At 42.0% G+C, this 20,150-nt stretch carries 20 protein-coding genes; 15 read left to right on the top strand and 5 right to left on the bottom strand.

Translation table 11 applies throughout. The annotated features are described in order from the left end of the window. Positions 1–38 precede the first annotated feature (38 nt). Positions 39–347 carry a PspC domain-containing protein gene (locus IGK85_RS09590; RefSeq protein WP_005235384.1) on the top strand — a complete coding sequence of 103 codons (309 nt, stop codon included), beginning with the start codon at positions 39–41 and terminating at the stop codon, positions 345–347. Beyond that, positions 347–706: a phage holin family protein gene (locus IGK85_RS09585; RefSeq protein ID WP_005225788.1), complete on the top strand. Its 360-nt coding sequence runs from the start codon at positions 347–349 to the stop codon at positions 704–706. Before IGK85_RS09590 ends, IGK85_RS09585 begins: the two co-directional genes overlap by 1 nt. 63 nt (positions 707–769) lie before the next feature. On the opposite strand, the gene IGK85_RS09580 is transcribed toward IGK85_RS09585, so the two are convergent. Further along, positions 770–2,470 carry a M3 family oligoendopeptidase gene (locus IGK85_RS09580; RefSeq protein ID WP_008378475.1) on the bottom strand — a complete coding sequence of 567 codons (1,701 nt, stop codon included), beginning with the start codon at positions 2,468–2,470 and terminating at the stop codon, positions 770–772. A 157-nt stretch (positions 2,471–2,627) separates the two neighbouring features. Here IGK85_RS09580 and hprK point away from each other — a divergent pair, with 157 nt between their 5' ends. The 6 genes from hprK (at position 2,628) to IGK85_RS09550 (ending at position 7,728) form a co-directional block, all read left to right on the top strand. Beyond that, on the top strand, positions 2,628–3,563 hold the full coding sequence (hprK, locus tag IGK85_RS09575) for an HPr(Ser) kinase/phosphatase (protein WP_005235388.1): 936 nt from the start codon (positions 2,628–2,630) through the stop codon (positions 3,561–3,563). Positions 3,564–3,577: 14 nt separating this feature from the next. Further along, entirely contained in the window at positions 3,578–4,408 is an 831-nt protein-coding gene (lgt, locus tag IGK85_RS09570; protein ID WP_005235390.1) for a prolipoprotein diacylglyceryl transferase, read from the top strand. A gap of 75 nt (positions 4,409–4,483) precedes the next feature. Then, a complete protein-coding gene (locus tag IGK85_RS09565; RefSeq protein ID WP_008378474.1) occupies positions 4,484–5,512 on the top strand; it encodes an NAD(P)H-dependent glycerol-3-phosphate dehydrogenase in 1,029 nt (342 codons plus the stop codon). A gap of 17 nt (positions 5,513–5,529) precedes the next feature. Then, entirely contained in the window at positions 5,530–6,447 is a 918-nt protein-coding gene (gene galU, locus IGK85_RS09560; protein ID WP_008378473.1) for a UTP--glucose-1-phosphate uridylyltransferase GalU, read from the top strand. Between the two features lie 160 nt (positions 6,448–6,607). Next, positions 6,608–7,033, top strand: coding sequence for a DUF948 domain-containing protein (locus IGK85_RS09555; RefSeq protein WP_005235398.1), 426 nt, complete (start codon positions 6,608–6,610; stop codon positions 7,031–7,033). Positions 7,034–7,047: 14 nt separating this feature from the next. Beyond that, the gene (locus tag IGK85_RS09550; RefSeq protein WP_005235400.1) at positions 7,048–7,728 is read left to right on the top strand and encodes a YtxH domain-containing protein; all 681 of its coding nucleotides are present in this window, start codon (positions 7,048–7,050) and stop codon (positions 7,726–7,728) included. An 82-nt stretch (positions 7,729–7,810) separates the two neighbouring features. Here IGK85_RS09550 and IGK85_RS09545 read toward each other — a convergent pair whose 3' ends face one another. Continuing rightward, positions 7,811–8,689: an NAD-dependent epimerase/dehydratase family protein gene (locus tag IGK85_RS09545; protein ID WP_008378472.1), complete on the bottom strand. Its 879-nt coding sequence runs from the start codon at positions 8,687–8,689 to the stop codon at positions 7,811–7,813. 54 nt (positions 8,690–8,743) lie between these two features. Continuing rightward, positions 8,744–9,844, bottom strand: coding sequence for a M24 family metallopeptidase (locus tag IGK85_RS09540; RefSeq protein ID WP_008378471.1), 1,101 nt, complete (start codon positions 9,842–9,844; stop codon positions 8,744–8,746). Between the two features lie 194 nt (positions 9,845–10,038). On the opposite strand from IGK85_RS09540, the gene ccpA reads away from it, so the two are divergent. Then, positions 10,039–11,037 (top strand): catabolite control protein A, encoded by a 999-nt coding sequence (ccpA, locus tag IGK85_RS09535; RefSeq protein WP_008378470.1) that lies wholly within the window; start codon positions 10,039–10,041, stop codon positions 11,035–11,037. A 142-nt stretch (positions 11,038–11,179) separates the two neighbouring features. Here the strand turns inward: ccpA and IGK85_RS09530 are convergent, their stop codons facing one another. Next, on the bottom strand, positions 11,180–13,618 hold the full coding sequence (locus IGK85_RS09530; RefSeq protein WP_016612234.1) for a transglycosylase domain-containing protein: 2,439 nt from the start codon (positions 13,616–13,618) through the stop codon (positions 11,180–11,182). 262 nt (positions 13,619–13,880) lie between these two features. Between IGK85_RS09530 and tyrS the strand changes: the two genes are divergently transcribed. The 4 genes from tyrS to IGK85_RS09510 all read left to right on the top strand — a co-directional run bounded on the left by tyrS (position 13,881) and on the right by IGK85_RS09510 (position 17,538). Further along, on the top strand, positions 13,881–15,143 hold the full coding sequence (gene tyrS, locus IGK85_RS09525) for a tyrosine--tRNA ligase (RefSeq protein WP_008378466.1): 1,263 nt from the start codon (positions 13,881–13,883) through the stop codon (positions 15,141–15,143). Positions 15,144–15,213: 70 nt separating this feature from the next. Beyond that, a complete protein-coding gene (locus tag IGK85_RS09520) occupies positions 15,214–16,125 on the top strand; it encodes an AEC family transporter (protein ID WP_008378464.1) in 912 nt (303 codons plus the stop codon). 88 nt (positions 16,126–16,213) lie between these two features. Next, positions 16,214–17,107 carry a deoxyribonuclease IV gene (locus IGK85_RS09515; protein ID WP_008378462.1) on the top strand — a complete coding sequence of 298 codons (894 nt, stop codon included), beginning with the start codon at positions 16,214–16,216 and terminating at the stop codon, positions 17,105–17,107. Between the two features lie 44 nt (positions 17,108–17,151). Beyond that, positions 17,152–17,538, top strand: a complete 387-nt coding sequence (locus IGK85_RS09510; protein ID WP_008378460.1) for a cytidine deaminase family protein — start codon at positions 17,152–17,154, stop codon at positions 17,536–17,538. 140 nt (positions 17,539–17,678) lie between these two features. Here the strand turns inward: IGK85_RS09510 and IGK85_RS09505 are convergent, their stop codons facing one another. Continuing rightward, positions 17,679–18,296 (bottom strand): FMN-dependent NADH-azoreductase, encoded by a 618-nt coding sequence (locus tag IGK85_RS09505; RefSeq protein ID WP_005225804.1) that lies wholly within the window; start codon positions 18,294–18,296, stop codon positions 17,679–17,681. Between the two features lie 162 nt (positions 18,297–18,458). On the opposite strand from IGK85_RS09505, the gene IGK85_RS09500 reads away from it, so the two are divergent. Next, positions 18,459–19,154 (top strand): response regulator transcription factor, encoded by a 696-nt coding sequence (locus IGK85_RS09500; RefSeq protein WP_008378457.1) that lies wholly within the window; start codon positions 18,459–18,461, stop codon positions 19,152–19,154. Further along, positions 19,151–20,098: a sensor histidine kinase gene (locus tag IGK85_RS09495; protein WP_008378454.1), complete on the top strand. Its 948-nt coding sequence runs from the start codon at positions 19,151–19,153 to the stop codon at positions 20,096–20,098. Before IGK85_RS09500 ends, IGK85_RS09495 begins: the two co-directional genes overlap by 4 nt. The last annotated feature ends 52 nt before the right edge of the window (positions 20,099–20,150 follow it).

Here is a 20,150-nt window from a genome sequence, read left to right as displayed (position 1 = left end):
TATACACTCATTAAAGAAAAGAAGGAAGGTGTAGATAAATGAACAAAAAATTAACAAAATCAGCCAATAACGTCGTCATTACAGGGACTCTAGGGGGTCTGGCAGAATACTTGCGAATCGATCCAACTATCGTTCGCGTGATCTATGTCTTTCTATCTTTAGTGACTGCTGGGTTCCCTGGAATCACTTTATATATCATCATGGCGGTCTTGATTCCTTCAGGACGCAAGAGCACCTCAGGATATGGTCATGACAATCGATATTACAAACAAAACAAATACAATGAAGCAAATCGTCCCCGTAAAGAAGCGGAAAAGGTAGAGGATGAGGACTGGAGTGACTTCTAGTGTCTTATTTTCAACGGCTTATCATGAATACACTGACGTTTGTCACATTGGCGGTTCTATTACCAAATATGATCCACGTTCAAAGCATTATGACTGCAGTGATCGCCAGTTTTGTACTGTCGATCCTGAATGCTTTGATTAAACCAATTCTGATCGTCATTTCATTTCCATTGACTTTACTGACGCTTGGGTTTTTCACCTTTGTGATCAATGCGCTCATGCTGAATTTGACTTCGTATTTTGTTGGGTCAGCCAACTTCGGCTTTTCCTCGTTTGGGGCTGCTTTATTAGTGGCACTGATCATGTCAGTGATCAATATGATCGTGACCGAACACCATATCGAAAAATATTCACGTTAAAAAGACGTTTCACGTTTTCTCCTACTAGCTAAGAAGCTAGTGGAGAAACGGAAACGTCTTTTTTTAGTTTAACTGTTCTTCTTTGATGGCTGACAGATACGTATCTACTGCCTGTAACGTTTCATCAAGCGCTCCTTTTTCAAAAGGTGAACGTAGATGAGCCAGAGCCAGGATCTCAAGAAATGTTTTCGTGCCGCCGACTTCGCAAATGGCCAAATAATCTTGCCAAGCGGTTTCGTCTTTTGCCACGATGAATCGATACCAAAATTGGAACGCACACACTTGTGCCAATGTGTAATCGATATAGTAGAAAGGTGATTCAAAAATATGCCCCTGTCTGAACCAATACAAGCCACGATCAAGGTCTGGATACTCTGAATAATCCCGTTCTGGACAGTATTGGCGCTCTAATTCCCGCCAACGGGCTTTGCGCTGTGATGGTGTCCATTCAGGATGCTCATAAACGTCTTGTTGGAAGTGATCTACTAAAACGCCATAAGGCAGAAATTGCAGGCTGCTAGCAAGATGCGCAAATTTGTATTTTTCTGTTTCTTCTCCAAAAAAGGCGTCCATCCATGGCCAAGCGATAAACTCCATCGACATTGAATGGATCTCGCAAGATTCATAATTTGGAAACAAAATTTCTGGTTCTTTGATCCAACGAGAGCGAAAGGCTTGAAAGGCGTGGCCAGCTTCGTGGGTCAAAACATCGACATCGCCCGAAGTACCGTTAAAGTTGGCAAAGATAAATGGCGATTGATATTCTTGGATAAAGGTACAGTAGCCGCCAGATTGTTTGCCTTTTTTGCTGAGGAGATCAAGCAAGTCATGTTCGACCATAAAGTCAAAAAATTCGCCAGTTTCAGGGGATAGTTCCTGATACATCACACGGGCTTTTTCCACTAGTTCTTCAGGTGTTCCTTTAGGCTCTGCGTTGCCACTAGGATAAACAAGTGGCAAGTCGGTAAAAGTTGCTTGTGCCAATTGATTACGCTGTGCCTGTCTTTGGTACAGTTTTTGGGTGATTGGGACGACTTTTTCTAAAATTTCACGACGATAGGTCTCAATCATTGAACGATCATAGTCCCAACGATTCATTTGGGTATCCGCAAAGGCGACGTAATTTTCAAAGCCGAGCTTGTGGGCGATCTCGGTACGAACCTTGACCATCTCGTCATAAATTTGATCAAAACGGTCTTCATTTTCCGTGAAGAAAGCCGTTTGCTTTTCAAACGCTTCTTTACGAACGCTGCGATCTTTATTTTCGGTAAATGGTCGCAGTTGTGCGAGGGTATAGGTTTCTCCTTGGAAGTCGATTTGGGCAGAAGCGACCAATTTGCTGTAATCGGAAGCCAATTGGTTTTCTTTTTGAAACAATTCGATCAAGGCATCATCAAAAAGCTTCACGCGGCTTTCGGCAAACAAGAAAAGTGTTTCTGGATATTCGGCTTTTAATTCATCTAAGACCGGTGAAGCCAAGAGTGCTTGATAGAATTGAAAATCCAGAGCTTCAAAATGAGGCTGGTATTCATTCCAGAAAGTGTCTTCTGTTTCATAAAAGGCATCGTTGGTATCGATCGAATAACGGATCGAAGCCAAGTTCATTGCGGTATCGATCGTTCCTCTTAGTTCGTTCAAAGCATCAAGAGCTTGCTTCGCCTCCGAGAAGGTATCGGCTGACTGAAGGTTTGCTAATGCTTTTTTGAATGTTTCTTGATAGACTGGAAAATCAGGGCGTTGATACGTGTATGCTGAAAATTTCATTAAAAATCCCTCCTTAGTAAAATAATAACACAAACGAAAAAGAATGAGGACTTCTATTGGCGAAGGTAGTAACTTTACTGATAGAATGATAAAATAGAACCAGAGTGTCGTTTACAAGAAGCAGCGGCAAGAATCATTGAGAAAAGAGGGAAAAACTATGGCAGAAACCGTCAAAGTCAGCGAGCTGGCGGAGGCTTTAAATTTAGAGATAGTTGAAGGAACTGAAAACAGTTTAGAAAGAGAAATCATTACCGGCGATATTTCCCGACCTGGTTTGGAATTGACGGGTTATTTTAATTACTATTCCCATGATCGTCTGCAATTATTCGGCAGCAAAGAGATCACCTTTGCGGAACGAATGATGCCAGAAGAACGCTTGATGGTGATGCGCAAAATGTGTGCCGATGATACACCGGGATTTATTGTTTCTCGCGGCTTGGAAGTACCAGCAGAAATGATTCAAGCCTGCAAAGAACATGAGATTACGATTCTACGTTCGCCCATCTCAACGTCACGTCTGCAAGGAGAGCTTTCTAGTTTTCTCGATGGGCGTTTAGCAACAAGAACCAGTGTCCATGGGGTATTAGTGGATGTCTATGGCTTGGGCGTTTTGATCCAAGGCGATAGCGGAATTGGTAAAAGCGAAACAGCATTAGAGTTGATCAAACGTGGGCATCGGTTGATCGCTGACGACCGTGTGGATGTGTATAAGCAAGATGAATTGACTTTGGTGGGGGAACCGCCGAAAATCTTGCAACACTTGATCGAGATCCGGGGAATCGGGATCATCGATGTCATGAATCTTTTTGGTGCCAGTGCCGTACGAGGGTATATGCAGGTTCAAGTAGCGGTGTATTTAGAAGCTTGGGCGAAAGACAAAAAGTATGATCGACTAGGAACCGATGATACGACGGTTGAAATTGGTGGCGTTGATGTACCACAAATCAAAATCCCCGTAAAAACTGGTCGAAATGTTGCGATCATTATCGAAGTTGCTGCCATGAATTTCCGGGCGAAAACGATGGGTTATGATGCTACGAAGACCTTTGAAAATCGATTGACGCAATTGATCGAAGAAAATTCTGGAAACTAGAGAGGATAAGATAGATGTTAGGTTTAGTAAATCGAGTCGCATTTGAACTATTTGGTTTGCCGATTTATTGGTATGCGATCATTATCGTATCAGGCGTGATCATTGCTATGTGGTTAAGCACGAGAGAGGCGGTTCGTGTCGGGCTCAAGCCAGATGATGTGACTGATTTTATGTTGATTGGATTGCCAGTATCGATCATTGGTGCACGGCTTTATTATATTCTATTTGACTTGCAATACTATATTGATGACCCAAGTCAAATTTTCAATATTCGGTCTGGTGGGATCGCTATCTATGGTGCATTGATCGCCGGGGGGATTTGGCTGTACTTTTTCTGCCAACGAAATTTTATTTCTCCCTGGACCTTTTTAGATATCGCCGCACCAAGTGTCCTATTGGCACAAGGCATCGGGCGTTGGGGCAACTTTATGAACCATGAAGCATTTGGAGCAGAAGTCAGCCGCTCCTTCTTAGAAAGTTTGTATATACCGAAATTTATTATCGATAATATGTATATCGACGAAGCGTATCGGCAGCCGACGTTTCTTTATGAATCGGTTTGGAATGTGATCGGATTTATCGTTTTGATTTTCTTGCGCAAGAAAACTGGGTTATTAAAAGAAGGCGAAGTTTTCTTGAGCTACTTAATTTGGTATGGGTTCGGACGCTTCTTTATTGAAGGAATGCGCACCGATAGTTTATACTTATTTGGGGATATCCGTGTGTCACAAGCACTTTCCGCTTTATTATTTTTTGGAGCGATTGGGCTATTGATCTGGCGTCGGAAAAACCAAACTTTAAAAGACTACAATCGCAGCTTTGGCAAAAACCAAACGATTATCTAAACAGTTATTTTATCGAAATTATGGTAAAATGATAAAGTGCATGAATTTGCGAAAAGGATAGAGGAGGTTTCCATAGTGAAACAGAAAATCGCCGTTTTAGGTCCCGGATCATGGGGGACTGCTTTGGCACAAGTCTTGTCTGAAAACGGACATGAAGTGACTATTTGGGGCAACAATCCCGCCCAAATCGATGAAATCAATACGTATCATACCAATCGGCATTATTTGCCTGATTTGAAATTACCTGAAAATATTTTAGGCTGCAAAAATCTAGAAGAGGCGATCCAAGGGGCGGATGCTGTCTTGTTTGTAGTACCAACCAAAGCGATTCGTGCCGTGGCACAAGAATTCACTAAGAAGACAACCGGTAAACCAGTCATCATCCATGCCTCAAAAGGATTAGAACAAGGCAGTCATAAACGAATCTCAGAAGTACTTGCCGAAGAGATCCCAGCCGATAAACGGCAAGAAATCGTTGTCCTGTCAGGACCATCACATGCCGAAGAAGTCGCTGTCCATGATATTACCACGATCACGGCAGCTTCAGAAAATGAATCGGCTGCTAAATATGTACAAGAGCTATTTATGAATGATTACTTTAGAATCTACACCAATAACGATGTGATCGGTGTCGAAACTGGCGCCGCGCTGAAAAACATCATCGCTATTGGTGCCGGAGCGATTGCTGGACTGGGCTTTGGGGATGATGCGAAGGCTGCGATCATGACCCGTGGGTTAGCAGAAATCAGTCGTCTCGGTGTGGCAATGGGTGCAAATCCATTAACCTTTATCGGATTGAGTGGTGTTGGCGATTTGATCGTCACGTGTACCAGTGTCCATTCGCGGAATTGGCGTGCCGGAAACCTATTAGGAAAAGGCCATAGCTTAGACGAAGTGTTAGACAATATGGGCATGATCGTTGAAGGAGTTTCAACCACCAAAGCTGCCCGCGAATTAGCAGAAGCTTTGTCAGTGGAAATGCCAATCACAGAAACGATTTATTCGGTCTTGTATGAAGGCAAAGACATCAAGCAAGCAGCTAAAGATATTATGCTGCGAGACGGCAAAGAAGAAAACGAATTTACGGTAGATCAATCATTATGATTAAAGGAGCGAGTCACATGAATGTCAAAAAAGCAGTTATCCCAGCAGCCGGTCTAGGTACCCGATTTTTACCAGCTACAAAAGCAATGGCAAAGGAAATGTTGCCGATCGTTGACAAACCAACGATCCAATTTATCGTGGAAGAAGCTTTACAATCAGGGATCGAAGATATTTTGATCGTAACAGGAAAAGCAAAGCGTCCGATCGAAGACCATTTCGATGCCAATTTAGAATTAGAGATGAATCTAAAAGAAAAAGGCAAGACAGAGCTTTTGAAATTAGTGGAAGAAACAACTGACGTAAATCTGCATTTCATTCGCCAATCTCATCCGAAAGGATTAGGCCATGCCGTATTACAGGCGCGGGCATTTGTCGGAAATGAACCGTTTGTAGTCATGCTAGGTGATGACTTGATGGAAGATCAAGTGCCATTGACGAAACAGCTGATCGATAATTATGAAAAAACGCATGCATCAACGATCGCTGTCATGGATGTTCCTCATGAAGATACATCAAAATACGGAATCATTGATCCTGGTATGGAAGTTGAAAAAGGTTTGTTCAATGTCAAAAACTTTGTTGAAAAACCAGCGCCAGAAAATGCGCCAAGTGATTTAGCAATTATTGGCCGCTACTTGCTGACCCCTGAAATTTTTGATATTTTAGCCAATCAGGAACCTGGTGCTGGCGGCGAGATCCAATTGACGGATGCCATCGACACATTAAACAAAACCCAACGCGTGTTTGCTCATCAATTTACCGGCAAGCGTTACGATGTAGGAGACAAATTTGGTTTCTTAAAAACAAGTATTGAGTATGGTTTAGTACACCCTGAAGTCAAAGACAACTTGAAAGAGTATTTGATCGAGTTAGGAAAAGAACTAGCTCCGGCTCAAAAAGAAGTCAAAGAAGCACCGAAAGAGTCAAAAAAATAACAAAAACTCCTAAACAAGGCAATTTCTGATGAAATTGCTTTGTTTTTTTATTATTTCCTGTTGAAAGCGGATAATTTTCTTAAAAATGCAGTCTTTTATTTGTAGAAAGTGCAGTGAAATGCTATTCTTAATATAAGTAAATGGGGAAAGGAGCCATTCTATGTCAGGAGGAGAACTAGCTGCATTGATTGCTGCGATCGCATTTGTCGTATTGGTCATTTTCGTCGTTCGTTTGTTGATGCAAGTCAGCAAGACAATGACCAAAGTAGACAAAACGGTCGAAGAAGCAAACACAACCATCCGTGTCATTACCAAAGATGTTGATATTCTTTCAAAAGAGGTTGAAGGTCTATTGGTAAAAACGAATGAGCTTTTACAAGATGTGAACGGAAAAGTCGCAACCATCGATCCTTTGTTCACAGCAGTTGCAGATCTAAGTACCAGTGTTTCAGAACTAAATGTTTCTGGAAAAAATTTAATTACGCGCGTGGGTAGTCTTGGCCGGACCACTGCCAAAGCAACGGTAGCTGGAAAAGTCGGTCAAACAGCCATGAAATTTTTCAAAGACAAAAATAACCAAAAATAAAAGGAGGACTTTCAATGAGTAAAAAAGGCGGATTTTTATTAGGAGCAATCATCGGAGGAACAGCGGCAGCAGCAGCAGCACTTTTGTTGGCGCCAGAATCTGGTAAAACATTAAGAAATAAATTAGCAAAACAAGCAGACGATTTATTAGATAAAGCATCTGATTATGGTGATTTAGCCAAAGAAAGAAGTACGGATCTTGTCGATATCGCTAAAGATAAGGCAGCAAAATTAAGCGAGCAAGCATCTGACTTTACCGGTTCTTTAACAGCGAAAGTCGATGACTTAAAAGAAACAGCAGCTGGTTCATCAGAAGAAACCGTTGAAGAGTTAAAGAAACAAGCAGGTGATCTATCAGAACGCTTCAAAAAATCAGCAAGCGATGTGAAAGAAACAGCGAAAGATGCCAAAGAAGATGCAGATGATACAGTCCAAGATATCATCATTGATGCAAAATCTTCTGCAGCGGATATGAAACAAACCGTCAAAGAAGGGGCACAAGAAGCAAAACCTGTAGTTGAAGAAGCCAAAAAAGACGGTCAAGCAGCCGCAGCTGATTTGAAAAAAGAAGCTGGAAAAGCAGCGGATGATGCCAAAAAAACAGCGAAAGCAGAAACAAAAGAAGCTAAAGCTGACTTGGAAGATGCAAAAGAAGAATTAAAAGATACATTAGAAAAAAACAATCCTGAAGCATAAGCAAGGATACAAAATTTGATTACTTTAAAAGATAAAAACGTTCGCCAGTTAAATCGGCGAACGTTTTTTGTGACTTCAGTAGCTATTCGTTTGATGCTTGGGTGATTTCCCAATCGCAAAGTTGATAGATCCAATCCCGCAGTTGACTGAATGGAAACCCAATTCCCTCAGCGAGAGCAACGTTGATCGAATAAACAGGTGTACCATTGTAAGGGCCTTGATCACCTGTTTCTGAAAAGAGAGGGGAAAGACCGGTTTTTTCCGTTACGTATTGCAGCACTTCTTCTAAAGAAATCGTGCCTTTTGACGCACCGTTGATGGGTCCTGTGAAAGAGCTGGTACCTAAAAACGCTAAAAATTGGCCAGCTTCTTCAGCATCGACAAAGCCCATTTGATGCGTTAGATTATCGACAGCCATTGGCTTTTGCTTTATCAGATGGTCGATGTAAAAGGCAAAACGTTTTGTATAATCATCTGCACCGATCACGTAAGGAAAGCGGACAAAAACGGACGGAATCTGACTGTAGTTTTGGGTAAGAATCTCTTCAACGGTTCGTTTGCCTTCAGCATAATTGACTTCCTCAGAGCAGACAATTTTGACCGCTTCTTTGGCAGGGTCAAAATCCGTTTCTTTCAAATCGAAGTGCAGTTCATGATAGGCAGACATCGAACTAGTGACAATGTAGCGTTTGGGTGTGACATGACGCAGTAGAATCTCAATGTCGTTGGAAGTATAAGCAATATTGTCGTAAATAACATCATAGGTTTCTTGTGTCAACGTCGTTTTGATACTTTCTTCATCCGTGCGATCAAAGACAAGTCGGTTGACTTGATCGCCAAAAGAATCAGTCGTCTTCCCTCTGGTAGCGATCGTGACATCACAGCCTTGATCCACTAAAGATTGGACCAAATATTTACCGAAAAAACGCGTGCCGCCTAAAACTAACACTTTTTTACTCATAAGAACACTCCTTTTCATGTAATTCCAACATATTGCGCCGTTTCATTAAAAGAATCAAGATAAAATCAACAATTCTTTTTTTGTTTTGGTAAATGGTACACAGCCATCTGCAGTGACATAGATGCAATCTTCAATACGAACACCGACTTGATCTGGCAAATAAATCCCTGGTTCGATAGAGAAGCACATGCCTTCTTCAATCACTAAATCATTGCCAGTGATCAAAGAGGGGAACTCATGAACCGTGGTCCCGATGCCATGACCTAAACGATGGTTGAAGTAGTCGCCATAGCCATAACCCGTAATCACATCACGAGCGATCTTGTCTAATTCTCCAGCGGTGATCCCAGGTTTGACCGCTGCTTGAGCCGCTAGTTCTGCTTCAAGAACGATGTCATAAATTTTTCTTTGTAATGCAGTCGGTTCTTTATAGGCAACCGTTCTGGTTGCATCGCTGCAATACCCTTTCCAGATGACTCCTAAATCAAATAAGACGAGTTCATTAGCAGTCACTTTGCGATCCCCAGGTACGCCATGAGGACTTGCTGCATTGGCACCAGCTAATACGGTCGTATCGAAGGACATATGGGAAACCCCACGTTTTTTCAACTCGTACTCAATTTCTGCCACGATTTCCATTTCGCTAACGCCTTCTTTGATGGCAGCAAACCCAACCTCAAAAGCAACATCTGCCCAGTTGCCAGCTTCTAGTAAGGTGTCAATCTCAGACGCGGTTTTTGTTAATTGCATTTTTTGAATCACCGGGGTCACATCTAAAGAAAAATCGGTTTTTGGCAAGAACCGTTTCAATGCTTCATAGCGCTCGACGGAAAGGTCATTTTTTTCTAATGCCAAGGAAGAAACCTCGTAACGAGAGGTCAATTCTTGGCAGATTTTCGCCCAAGGGTCTTCACTATCGAGATAACCGATAATGTCAAAGGGCCAGCCGCTATTTTTTGCTTCTTCTACTTCCAGAGCTGGTGTGAAAAGAAAGGGATCTTTTCCAGGTGCGACGAACAAAGCAAGGACCCGTTCATGAGGTTCACTTTTAAAACCAGAAAAATAAGCGATCGTTGCTGGATTAGAAATATAGGTAACATCGGCGCCATTGGTTTTCAACCAGGCATTTAACTCATTGATTTTTTTATCATTCATTTGATAAAACCTTCTTTCAAGTATTCTTTTTCTATTTTATCATGCTTTCGAAGAGAATAGGGGAGGGGAAAGTAGGAAATTGCTAAGTTTTCATGAAAACAAAATTAAAACGGTTGCAAATCCAGAAAAAATTTGCTATCCTAACAAAGAAATGTAAATAAGATTTTCTGAAAATAGAATAAGGGAGATATATCATGGAAAAACAAACAATTACGATTTATGATGTTGCACGGGAAGCGAATGTATCGATGGCAACTGTTTCACGGGTAGTCAACGGAAATCCAAATGTAAAACCAGCAACTCGTAAGAAAGTGCTGGAAGTGATCGACCGCTTGGATTATCGTCCAAACGCAGTTGCTCGAGGGTTGGCAAGTAAAAAGACCACAACTGTTGGTGTTATCATTCCTGATGTCAGCAATATGTTCTTCTCATCACTTGCTCGTGGGATCGATGATGTAGCGACCATGTATAAATACAATATCATCTTAGCCAACTCTGATGGCGATACGATGAAAGAAGTCAACGTATTGAACAACTTGTTAGCAAAACAAGTGGACGGCGTTATCTTCATGGGTCATCGCATCACGGATGAAATTCGCGGGGAATTCTCTCGCTCAAAAACACCAGTCGTTTTAGCTGGTTCGATCGATCCTGATGAACAAGTAGGAAGTGTCAATATCGATTACACAGCAGCTGCCAAAGATGCTGTTTCATTATTGGCGAAAAACAATCAAAAAATCGCTTTTGTCAGCGGTGCTTTGATCGATCCAATCAATGGCCAAAACCGCTTGAAAGGCTATAAAGAAGCCTTGAAAGAAAACAACCTTGACTATTCTGAAGGGTTGATCTTTGAATCACCATACAGCTTTAAAGAAGGCTTAGCATTAGTTGATCGCATCATCAACAGTGGTGCAACAGCAGCTTATGTTACAGACGATGAGTTAGCGATCGGCGTCTTAGATGGTTTGTTAGACAAAGGCGTTAAAGTTCCTGAGGATTTCGAGATCATCACCAGCAACAACTCATTATTGGCTGAAGCAGCTCGTCCACGCTTATCAAGTGTGACGCAACCATTGTATGATATGGGTGCCGTTGCGATGCGTCTATTAACTAAAATGATGAACAAAGAAGATGTAGAACAAAAAACGATCGTCTTGCCTTACGGTATTTCAGAAAAAAGCTCTACGAAATAAGCAGCGATTTAATAAAAAGACTAGTGGAGCAACGCTTTGTTGTTCCACTTTTTGCTTCAACGATCGTTCGTGTGGGTAGAAAATCTATGGATTTTCTACCCACACTTTTTTTGTATAAAAAAACTGATCAGCACAAGGCTGATCAGTCATCATCATCATTTGTATTAGGTTGGTTATTTTCTTGCTCGTCCTCGTCGTCATCATTTGCAGTAGGTGTAACATTGTTGGATGCGTTATTCGATGATGTATTCGACGAACGATTTGTTGAACGGCTAGAAGATGCTTTTTTCCAATAGTCAGCATAGTTTGCATCTGAACCACCGAGTCCAAATTTGAAATCGACCGTATCTGGTCCGCCAGTTGCCCAATAAGAAGTAACGGTACTACTTGGATTCGTATAGGTTCGATTATCGACTCGCACGGTTCCTCCTGGTTGGGTACCAGTAAACTTGGAAACTTGAGCTTTTTTGACATCACTAGAAAGTTCAAACTTCTGATTTACACCAAAGACTTCTTGGTTTGTTTGATAGATACGATTGATCAAGTAAGCCATGTAATTGGCTGTCCGAGTTCCTGCTGCACTATCGGTAGCTTTATTGTCATCCCGCCCTGACCAGCTGCTGATGGTGATCGATGGGGTGGAAACGACTAGCCAAGAGTCAGACCAATTATTGGTAGACCCAGTTTTACCGACCCAATCGGCATTCCCGAGGTTCCAATCTAATCCGCTGATAACCGATTTAAAGGAACTGGTTTTTTGCTCATCGATAACACTACGCATCATGTCGGTCATGATGGAAGCTGTCGCTTCAGAAAAGACTTGGACCGGTTTGGCTTCATGCTGATAAAGCACTTCGCCTTCATTATCCTTGATTGATTCGATGATGTAGCCTTGCTGATAGACACCGTTATTGGCAAATGTTTGGAAGCCATTTGTTTGATTCAACACTGTGACATCGGTAACCCCTAATGGCGCTGATTCATATGCCCAGCTGTTATCTTCAGGATAGCCCATTTTGCTCAAATAATTTGAATAGGCATAAAAATGATCGCCTTCTTTTTCCCACAGATCTTGGAAAATATTTGTCGCTGCGATATTACTGGAAACTTCCAATGATTCGCGAATCGACATAAAAGTATTGGTTCCACGGTTTGTGGCATTGACGATCGGCTCACCGGCGTTTTCTCCTGTCCGCCATTTTGCGGCATAATCAGAAACCATTGATTCAGAGCCCATCAAGCCACTTTCGATCGCCGGTCCGTAAACCAGCATTGGTTTGATACTTGAACCTGCTTGGCGTTTAGCATCAAAGGCATGGTTGAATTGATTGTCAGCATAGTTACGACCACCAATAAAGCCTAATACTTTCCCGGTGGCATTGTCCATCATGACGTTGCCGACTTCGATGGTGGAGTCGCCCCAGTTGTCTAACATATAGCCGTATTTATCGACGGCATCTTGCATTGCATTATAAATATCTTTATCGATCGTTGATGTGACGGTATAGCCACCATTAACCAGTTTTTGCTGCGCCAATTCGAAGTATTTTTGGTAGGTTTCGTCTTTGGCATATTCTTCGTCACTGACATCATCTTCATCTGCCAGCTGTTTGGCAATAATGTCTTTTGCTTCATTTAACACAGTGTAATAAAGGAAGCTTTGATCCGTTTGTTCAATGGCTTCTTGTTTTTTGAAGTCTTGCTTCAAGTCATAATTAAGCGCCTCTTCGTATTCTTCTTTCGTAATATCGTGGTTACGATACATACTGAAGAGCACGAAGTCTTTCCGCTCTAAGCCAGCGGTCAAGTTTTCCTTGATCTCGCCCGTATTTGTATAAGGGCTGTAGACGATCGGGCTTTGTGGCAGACCCGCAATAAAGGCTGCTTGCGGTAAAGACAGGTCAGCTGCGTTAACGCCAAAAATTCCTTGCGCCGCTTCTTGCACACCTGCGATATTTTGCCCTTTATTGTTCCGGCCGAAAGGGGAGATGTTTAGATACATGGTGACGATCTCATCTTTATCGAAAAATTTCTCCACTTCCATGGCTAATAAAATCTCATTGGCTTTGCGTTTGAAGGTCGTTTCACTGGAAAGGATTTGTTGTTTCACCAGCTGCTGGGTCAAAGTGGAACCCCCGCTGCCGCCAAAGCCTGTCGCTTCGGATAATAATGCCCGCACGACTGCTTTTGGTACGACGCCATTATGAATATTAAAATATTCGTCCTCTGTTGCGATGATCGCTTTTTTCAAGTAGTCTGAAATTTGATCGGAATTAACCGACGTTCGCATCAGATCTGAGCGAATCGTTGCGATTTTACTGCCATCAGCGTATGCGAGTTGAGAAGTCTCTGTGATGTCGGTCAGTTCTTTCTGCAACTCATCTTTAGAAGGAGCTGCGGTATCTTCCACAAGAAAAGCAAAGTAGCCGGCACCGATCCCCAAAGCTAAAGAACCGCCTAGCACCAGTAAAGAAATAGCCACTAAGAACAAGGCATGTAAAACCCTAAGACTGATATTGAAATAGAACCAGCCTCTATTTTTGTTTTCTGTATTCTTTTGATTTTTCGTTTTCTGGGACAAAAAGAGTCACCTCAATAAATTAGAATAGATTCCGTGTAATTATAGCAAAAAACAAGGCGCTTGGGTAGCACCCTATCTGTTATCGAAAGAAGTGTGGGAGAAAATGCCAGTTGGTATTTGTATTGAACCAGCGATAATAAGGGAAAACGAACAGATTTGCCTAAAAGTTTCTTTTTTGGTAAAGGACTTTGAGAGAAAGACTTTTCATTGCCCTCTTTTTCAGTTAAGATGAACAATGAAGCAATTATTAGGAGGAGAAAGAATGAGTACAGACTTTTTTGAAGAACTAAAGCAACGCGGATTAGTTCATCAGACCACAGACGAAGCAGCCTTGACCAAACAATTAAATGAAGAGTCTGTGAAACTATATATCGGCTTTGATCCTACCGCAGATAGCCTGCATATTGGTCATTTATTGCCTATTTTGATGTTGCGCCGTTTCCAACAAAACGGACATGTGCCGATCGCATTAGTTGGTGGCGGTACAGGAATGATCGGTGACCCATCCTTTAAAGATCAAGAACGTCAATTAAACACATTAGATACCGTTTTGGAATGGTCACAAAGTATCAAGAGCCAATTATCTCGCTTTATTGATTTTGATGACCAAGAAAATCCTGCCATCATTGCCAATAACTATGAATGGTTAGGGGAATTGAAACTGATCGATTTCTTACGGGACACTGGGAAAAACTTTACTATCAACTACATGATGAGCAAAGAAAGTGTCAAACGTCGGATCGAAACAGGAATTTCCTACACGGAATTTGCATACCAGCTTTTACAAGCCTATGACTTTTTGAACCTTTACGACAACCACGGTTGCTTGTTGCAATTAGGTGGTAGCGATCAATGGGGGAATATCACCTCTGGAATCGAATTATTGCGTCGTGAGCGTGAAGTCCAAGGGTTTGGGTTGACTATGCCATTGATCACAAAAGCAGATGGAACCAAATTTGGGAAAACAGAAGGCAATGCGGTTTGGCTAGATGCCAAGAAAACAACGCCTTACGAGTTCTACCAATTCTGGATCAATACGGATGATCGTGATGCAGTCAAATTCTTGAAATATTTCACCTTCTTATCATTAGAAGAAATCGCTGCGATCGAAGCTGAATTTAACGCTGCACCAGAATCTCGAGCAGCACAAAAAGCTTTGGCAAAAGAAGTCACTACTTTGGTTCATGGGGCAGAGGCTTATGAACAAGCCGTACGCATCTCAGCAAGTTTATTCAGCGGCAATATCAAAGAATTGAACGCTGAAGAGATCGAACAAGGCTTTAAAGGGGTTCCTAGTCATCAGGTAACAGCGGATGATTCTTTGAACATCGTTGAAGTGTTGACGACTGCTAAAATCGAACCATCAAAACGTCAAGCAAGAGAAGACGTACAAAATGGGGCCATCTACATCAATGGGGAACGCGTCCAAGACCTAACGTACGAGATCCAAGCAAGTGATCGGATCGGTGGAAAATACGTCGTGATTCGTCGTGGCAAGAAAAAATATTTCTTATTAACATTTTAATCGCAAAAAGCGAACCGACCTGTTGGTTCGCTTTTTTTCAAATTTTTGTAGAGGAAGGGTCTTTGTTGGAATGGGAAATATAGTGTTGAATGCCGCCGGTTTATTTGCCATGATCTTCTTAGGGTATTTTCTTAAACGGCTAAATGTCCTTTCAAAAGCGGATGGCTCGATCTTATCCAAAATTATTTTGAATGTGACGTTACCGGCAGCAATCATTTTGAATTTAGCTTCAATGCAAGTACAAGTCAGTGCGCTTAGTTTGATTGTGATCGCCTTGATCATTACGATCGTCCAGATCCTCTTCGCATTTTTCTTGACCAAAAAAGAATCGAACACGCTGCAACAGTTTGCTATGTACTGCGGGTCAGGCTTTAATATCGGCAATTTTGCAATTCCTTTTGCCCAAAGTTTTTATCCTTTAGGGATTCCACTGATTTCGCTGTTTGATATGGGGAACAGTATCATGTTGGCAGGGGGAACGACGATTTTCATCGAGTTCTTGATTGGAAAGCGGACGACGTTTGAACCAGGAAAAATCTTTTTGAATCTCCTGCGCTCGCCAACATTTACCATTTATCTAGTGATACTGATTATCCGCAGTGCGGATTGGAGGATTCCCGAGTCAGCCTTGGCGCTCGTTCAGCCAATCGGGATCGCAAATACGTTTCTGTCCATGTTTATGATTGGCTTATTTTTGGATTTCCGCTTACCGAAGCACACTACGCCAACGGTAATCAAAATTTTAAGCTTACGCTACGGACTGGCTTTCGTGCTGTTCGCGGCTTTCTATGTTTTACCGATCCCAGTTTTATTAAAACCAGTACTTTGTTTGTTAGTGTTTGCTCCGATCCCTTTATTTGGGGTCATTAATTCCGTAATTGCTGGGATGGAGGAAGAGGCGGTGGGATTTGTTTCTTCCATTAGCTTTTTGATAAGTATGCCGCTAATGACGGGTGTCCTGATGTTATTTGGACTCGCTTGATAAAAAAATACGGCAATGAGCAAAATAATCGCTTTACAAGGTGCTTTTATCGATAATAGAGAAGACTAGATTTAGGAGGAAAAGAAAAATGTTGATTGGTTCACACGTTTCAATGAGCGGCAAAAAAATGCTTTTAGGAGCAGCAGAAGAGGCGGCTAGCTATCAAGCTACTACGTTTATGATCTATACCGGAGCTCCGCAAAACACGCGGCGCAAACCGATCGAAGAGATGCAGATCGCAGCTGGACAAGATTTTATGACGGAAAAGGGAATTTCGAATATCGTTGTCCATGCCCCTTACATCATTAATTTAGGTAATACCATCAAACCAGAAAACTTTGGCTTTGCCGTTTCGTTCTTACAAGAAGAAATCCAACGAGCCCAAGCTTTAGGTGCAACTCAAATCACGTTGCACCCCGGTGCCCATGTCGGTGCAGGACCCGAAGCTGGGATCAAGCAGATCATTAAAGGCTTGAACGAGGTCCTTGAAAAAAATCAAACCGCCCAGATCGCATTAGAAACAATGGCAGGTAAAGGCACCGAGATTGGTCGCAGCTTTGAAGAATTGGCAGCAATTATCGATGGCGTTACCTTAAATGAAAAATTATCCGTTACACTAGATACTTGTCACACGAATGATGCCGGCTACAATGTCAAAGAAGACTTTGACGGCGTCTTAAACGAGTTTGACAAAATCATCGGATTGGATCGCTTGAAGGTCATCCATGTCAATGATTCAAAAAATCCACAGGGCAGCCACAAAGACCGACATGCGAACATTGGTTTTGGCACGATCGGCTTTGAAGCCTTGAATAAGATCGTTCATCATGAGCAATTATCAGCGTTACCGAAAATTTTGGAAACACCGTATGTCGGCGAAGACAAAAAGAACAAAAAAGCCCCTTATGGCTATGAAATCGCGATGCTGCGGGAAAAGAACTTTGATCCTGAGCTATTAACAAAAATCATGGCGGGTGCTTAAACGGTTCATTTAACTATGAACCAGCTTATTTTGGAGGAAGAAAAATGGACTTTCAGTTGCTGATCGATGCCGCGAAACAAAAACTGGGATTCAGACAGCTCTCTCAATTTGCAGAAGCAGGGAGTGTCGCGGCAGCTCTGGCTACTGCAGATGGACAGATTTATACAGGGATCTGTATCGATACCAGCTGTTCCATGGGTTTTTGCGCCGAACAAGCTGCGGCTGCGCAAATGATCACCGATGGGCAGCAGCGGGTGTTACAGATGGTTGCAATCAATTCGGCAGGTGAGCCGATCCCACCTTGTGGTCGTTGCCGTGAATTCATCAGCCAGCTGGATCCCGCCAACCACAACACGCAGGTCATGATCGCAGCAGGAAAAATCATGACGCTAGAAGAGCTGTTGCCTTTTGATTGGAAAGCATCAAAATAAAAAGAGATTTAGCCCCTTAGACCGCTCTGTTCTAAGGGGCATCTTTGTTTTATCGATCCAATGGACGATCAACATGTTTAGATAAAAAAACTCCTCAACCAGCAATAGTGCTTTGTTGAGGAGTTGATCGATAGCAATGATTAGAATTTTTTCGCAGCTGCTGCTACGCGTTCTAAACCTTCAGCAATGATTTCTGCTGTTTTAGAAGGATCTGCATTGTGACCTTCGATGATTACTTCTTCTGTGATGTTCATGCCGAACATACCACCGAAAACTTTTTCCATAAAGGTTACAGCGTTTTCCATTGCGCTCATTTCGCCTGAGTAAACACCACCACGGGCATTCAGTAGAACGATTTCTTTGTCTTTCAACAATTGGTTCATTGAACCATCTTCGTTATAAGAGAAAGTAAAGCCAGCTTGGAAGATATAGTCGATGAATGTGTGCAAAGCTGCTGGGATCGTTAGGTTCCACATTGGGAAAGCGAAAACGATGGTATCTGCTGCTGCGAATTTGTTCATCACGTCTTGACGGACAGTCATCAATTCTTGTTCTTCTTGGTTTAATTCTTGTTCTTGTGAAAGTTTGCCAAATGCTTCAAATAACGTTTGACCGATATAAGGCATTGGTTGTGCGTACACATCAAAGGTTACAACGTCCACATTGTTCGTATCAAGATTTTCAACGAACGTATCAAACATTTTTGCAGATACTCCATCAGGACGGTTATTGGCTTTAACAACTAAAATATTTTTCATTTTTTTCCACCTTTACTTTAAGTAAGTTTTAATCACAAAACGTAGTATACTATAAAATAATTTTGCTTACAATAAATAAGTGTACTTTTTTTAAAAAAGCTGGAATTTTGCAGTATTTTTCACGTAGTTTTGGTAAACTTTAGAGAAAACAGGAGGGGTTCTATGAAAATATTCGTGGTCGAAGATGACAAATCGTTAGTCAAAATGATGGAAAATCAATTATCCCGCTATGCGTATCAAACCTTTGTTCCGGAAAATTTCGCTGCGGTTTTAGCTGAATTTTTGCTGATCCAACCTGATTTGGTTTTGTTAGATGTCAATCTGCCTTATTATGATGGGTTTTATTGGTGCCAAAAAATCAGGGAACATTCATTGGTTCCAATTCTCTTCATCTCCGCACGTGACGGCAATATGGACCAAGTGATGGCATTAGAATACGGTGCTGATGATTATCTGGTCAAACCTTTTTCTTATGACTTGCTGCTGGCTAAAGTGAAGAGCCATATTCGCAGAGTCTATGGGGATTATGCACAGTCTGATCGGGCGAGAAGCTTGAAGGCTGGCGAATTGACCTATTATCCGGAAGCGTTGAAGATGGTCTATCGTGAAGCCAGTGAATGGCTGACTGTTCGAGAAGGAGAATTATTGACCCTGTTAATGTCGGCACACCCAGAGATGGTCAAACGGGAACGGATTTTAAATCTATTATGGGATGATGAGCGCTTCGTTGATGACAATACGCTTTCTGTCAATGTCGGCCGTTTGCGAAAAAAATTGGCGGCAATGGGCATCAATGATCCGATCCAAACGATTCGCGGCAAGGGTTACGCCTTATCGGTAGTAGGTACAGAAGAATGAGAGCATATGTAAGTGTTCATTTACCTAAACTACTCGTTACCTTCCTAGCCATTTCATTTTTCGTTTTAGTGATTTGGTTGGATGGCTATCGAAATAACCTCGTGATTGGTTATGGTCTGCTTCTATTCGGGCTATTCATTGTTCTTGTTTATTTGGCAGATTACCTTTCCAATACTGCGTTTTATCATTATATCAAGCATGGAAGAGCGACACACCGAAGCAATGGCTACCTTTCCAGGCAATGGCGCAAGCAGTTCGATGCACAAGAGCAGCATGAGCAAGAGCGGCTGACAGAATTAGATCAGCACCATCAAAATCATATTCGTTTCATGAATATCTGGGTTCATCAAATGAAAACACCTGTCTCAGTGTTGGCGCTAATGGCTGAAAGTGAAGAAGTCGATAGCTATGATCTTTTGGCTGAAACAGATCGCTTAAAAAGTGGCTTGGCGACTGCGCTGAATTTTGTGCGCTTGGAAGATTTCACGGAGGACTTCGTTATCGAGTCAGCCTCACTGTTGGAATTGTTAAAACACAGTATCGGTGACCAGAAGCGGAATTTCATTCGCAGTGAAGTCTATCCGAAGCTGATGAGTGAAGCAGATATCACGGTGACAACAGATAAAAAATGGCTAGGTATTTTGCTCTTTCAGCTCATCAGCAACGCCGTCAAGTACTCAAAGCCAGACAGTAAGGTCTATTTTGAGATCGATCCTTTTTCTAGAAAATTGACGATCTCAGATGAAGGGTGCGGAATTGCAGAAGCGGATCTGCCAAGGGTTTTTCGCCCCTTTTATACAGGTCAGAATGGTCGGCAAACAGGCGAGGCAACTGGAATCGGACTTTACTTAGTCGAAACGATCAGCAAGCAATTGGATATCGATATCGCTTTGGTCTCTAAGGAGAATCTAGGCACGACGGTTACATTAACGTTTCGGACGTAAAGACTTTCTTACAATTTTGTAAGCTTTCTATCATGAAATCGATAACTGATTG

It is taken from the genome of Enterococcus sp. AZ015, assembly GCF_050499225.1.
GTDB classification, from domain to species: domain Bacteria; phylum Bacillota; class Bacilli; order Lactobacillales; family Enterococcaceae; genus Enterococcus_D; species Enterococcus_D entomosocium.
Note: the sequence above shows the minus strand (reverse complement) of the source record. Positions and strands in the feature narration are given on the sequence as shown.

What these genes read in the sequence shown, in the direction of transcription:
- IGK85_RS09590 (WP_005235384.1), top strand. Translation starts at nt 39, where the DNA reads ATGAACAAAAAATTAACAAAATCAGCCAATAACGTCGTCATTACAGGG.
- IGK85_RS09495 (WP_008378454.1), top strand. Translation starts at nt 19,151, where the DNA reads ATGAGAGCATATGTAAGTGTTCATTTACCTAAACTACTCGTTACCTTC.
- IGK85_RS09540 (WP_008378471.1), bottom strand. Translation starts at nt 9,844, where the DNA reads ATGAATGATAAAAAAATCAATGAGTTAAATGCCTGGTTGAAAACCAAT.
- IGK85_RS09545 (WP_008378472.1), bottom strand. Translation starts at nt 8,689, where the DNA reads ATGAGTAAAAAAGTGTTAGTTTTAGGCGGCACGCGTTTTTTCGGTAAA.
- tyrS (WP_008378466.1), top strand. Translation starts at nt 13,881, where the DNA reads ATGAGTACAGACTTTTTTGAAGAACTAAAGCAACGCGGATTAGTTCAT.
- lgt (WP_005235390.1), top strand. Translation starts at nt 3,578, where the DNA reads ATGTTAGGTTTAGTAAATCGAGTCGCATTTGAACTATTTGGTTTGCCG.
- galU (WP_008378473.1), top strand. Translation starts at nt 5,530, where the DNA reads ATGAATGTCAAAAAAGCAGTTATCCCAGCAGCCGGTCTAGGTACCCGA.
- IGK85_RS09505 (WP_005225804.1), bottom strand. Translation starts at nt 18,296, where the DNA reads ATGAAAAATATTTTAGTTGTTAAAGCCAATAACCGTCCTGATGGAGTA.
- IGK85_RS09510 (WP_008378460.1), top strand. Translation starts at nt 17,152, where the DNA reads ATGGACTTTCAGTTGCTGATCGATGCCGCGAAACAAAAACTGGGATTC.
- IGK85_RS09555 (WP_005235398.1), top strand. Translation starts at nt 6,608, where the DNA reads ATGTCAGGAGGAGAACTAGCTGCATTGATTGCTGCGATCGCATTTGTC.
- IGK85_RS09580 (WP_008378475.1), bottom strand. Translation starts at nt 2,470, where the DNA reads ATGAAATTTTCAGCATACACGTATCAACGCCCTGATTTTCCAGTCTAT.
- IGK85_RS09520 (WP_008378464.1), top strand. Translation starts at nt 15,214, where the DNA reads ATGGGAAATATAGTGTTGAATGCCGCCGGTTTATTTGCCATGATCTTC.
- IGK85_RS09515 (WP_008378462.1), top strand. Translation starts at nt 16,214, where the DNA reads ATGTTGATTGGTTCACACGTTTCAATGAGCGGCAAAAAAATGCTTTTA.
- hprK (WP_005235388.1), top strand. Translation starts at nt 2,628, where the DNA reads ATGGCAGAAACCGTCAAAGTCAGCGAGCTGGCGGAGGCTTTAAATTTA.
- IGK85_RS09500 (WP_008378457.1), top strand. Translation starts at nt 18,459, where the DNA reads ATGAAAATATTCGTGGTCGAAGATGACAAATCGTTAGTCAAAATGATG.
- ccpA (WP_008378470.1), top strand. Translation starts at nt 10,039, where the DNA reads ATGGAAAAACAAACAATTACGATTTATGATGTTGCACGGGAAGCGAAT.
- IGK85_RS09550 (WP_005235400.1), top strand. Translation starts at nt 7,048, where the DNA reads ATGAGTAAAAAAGGCGGATTTTTATTAGGAGCAATCATCGGAGGAACA.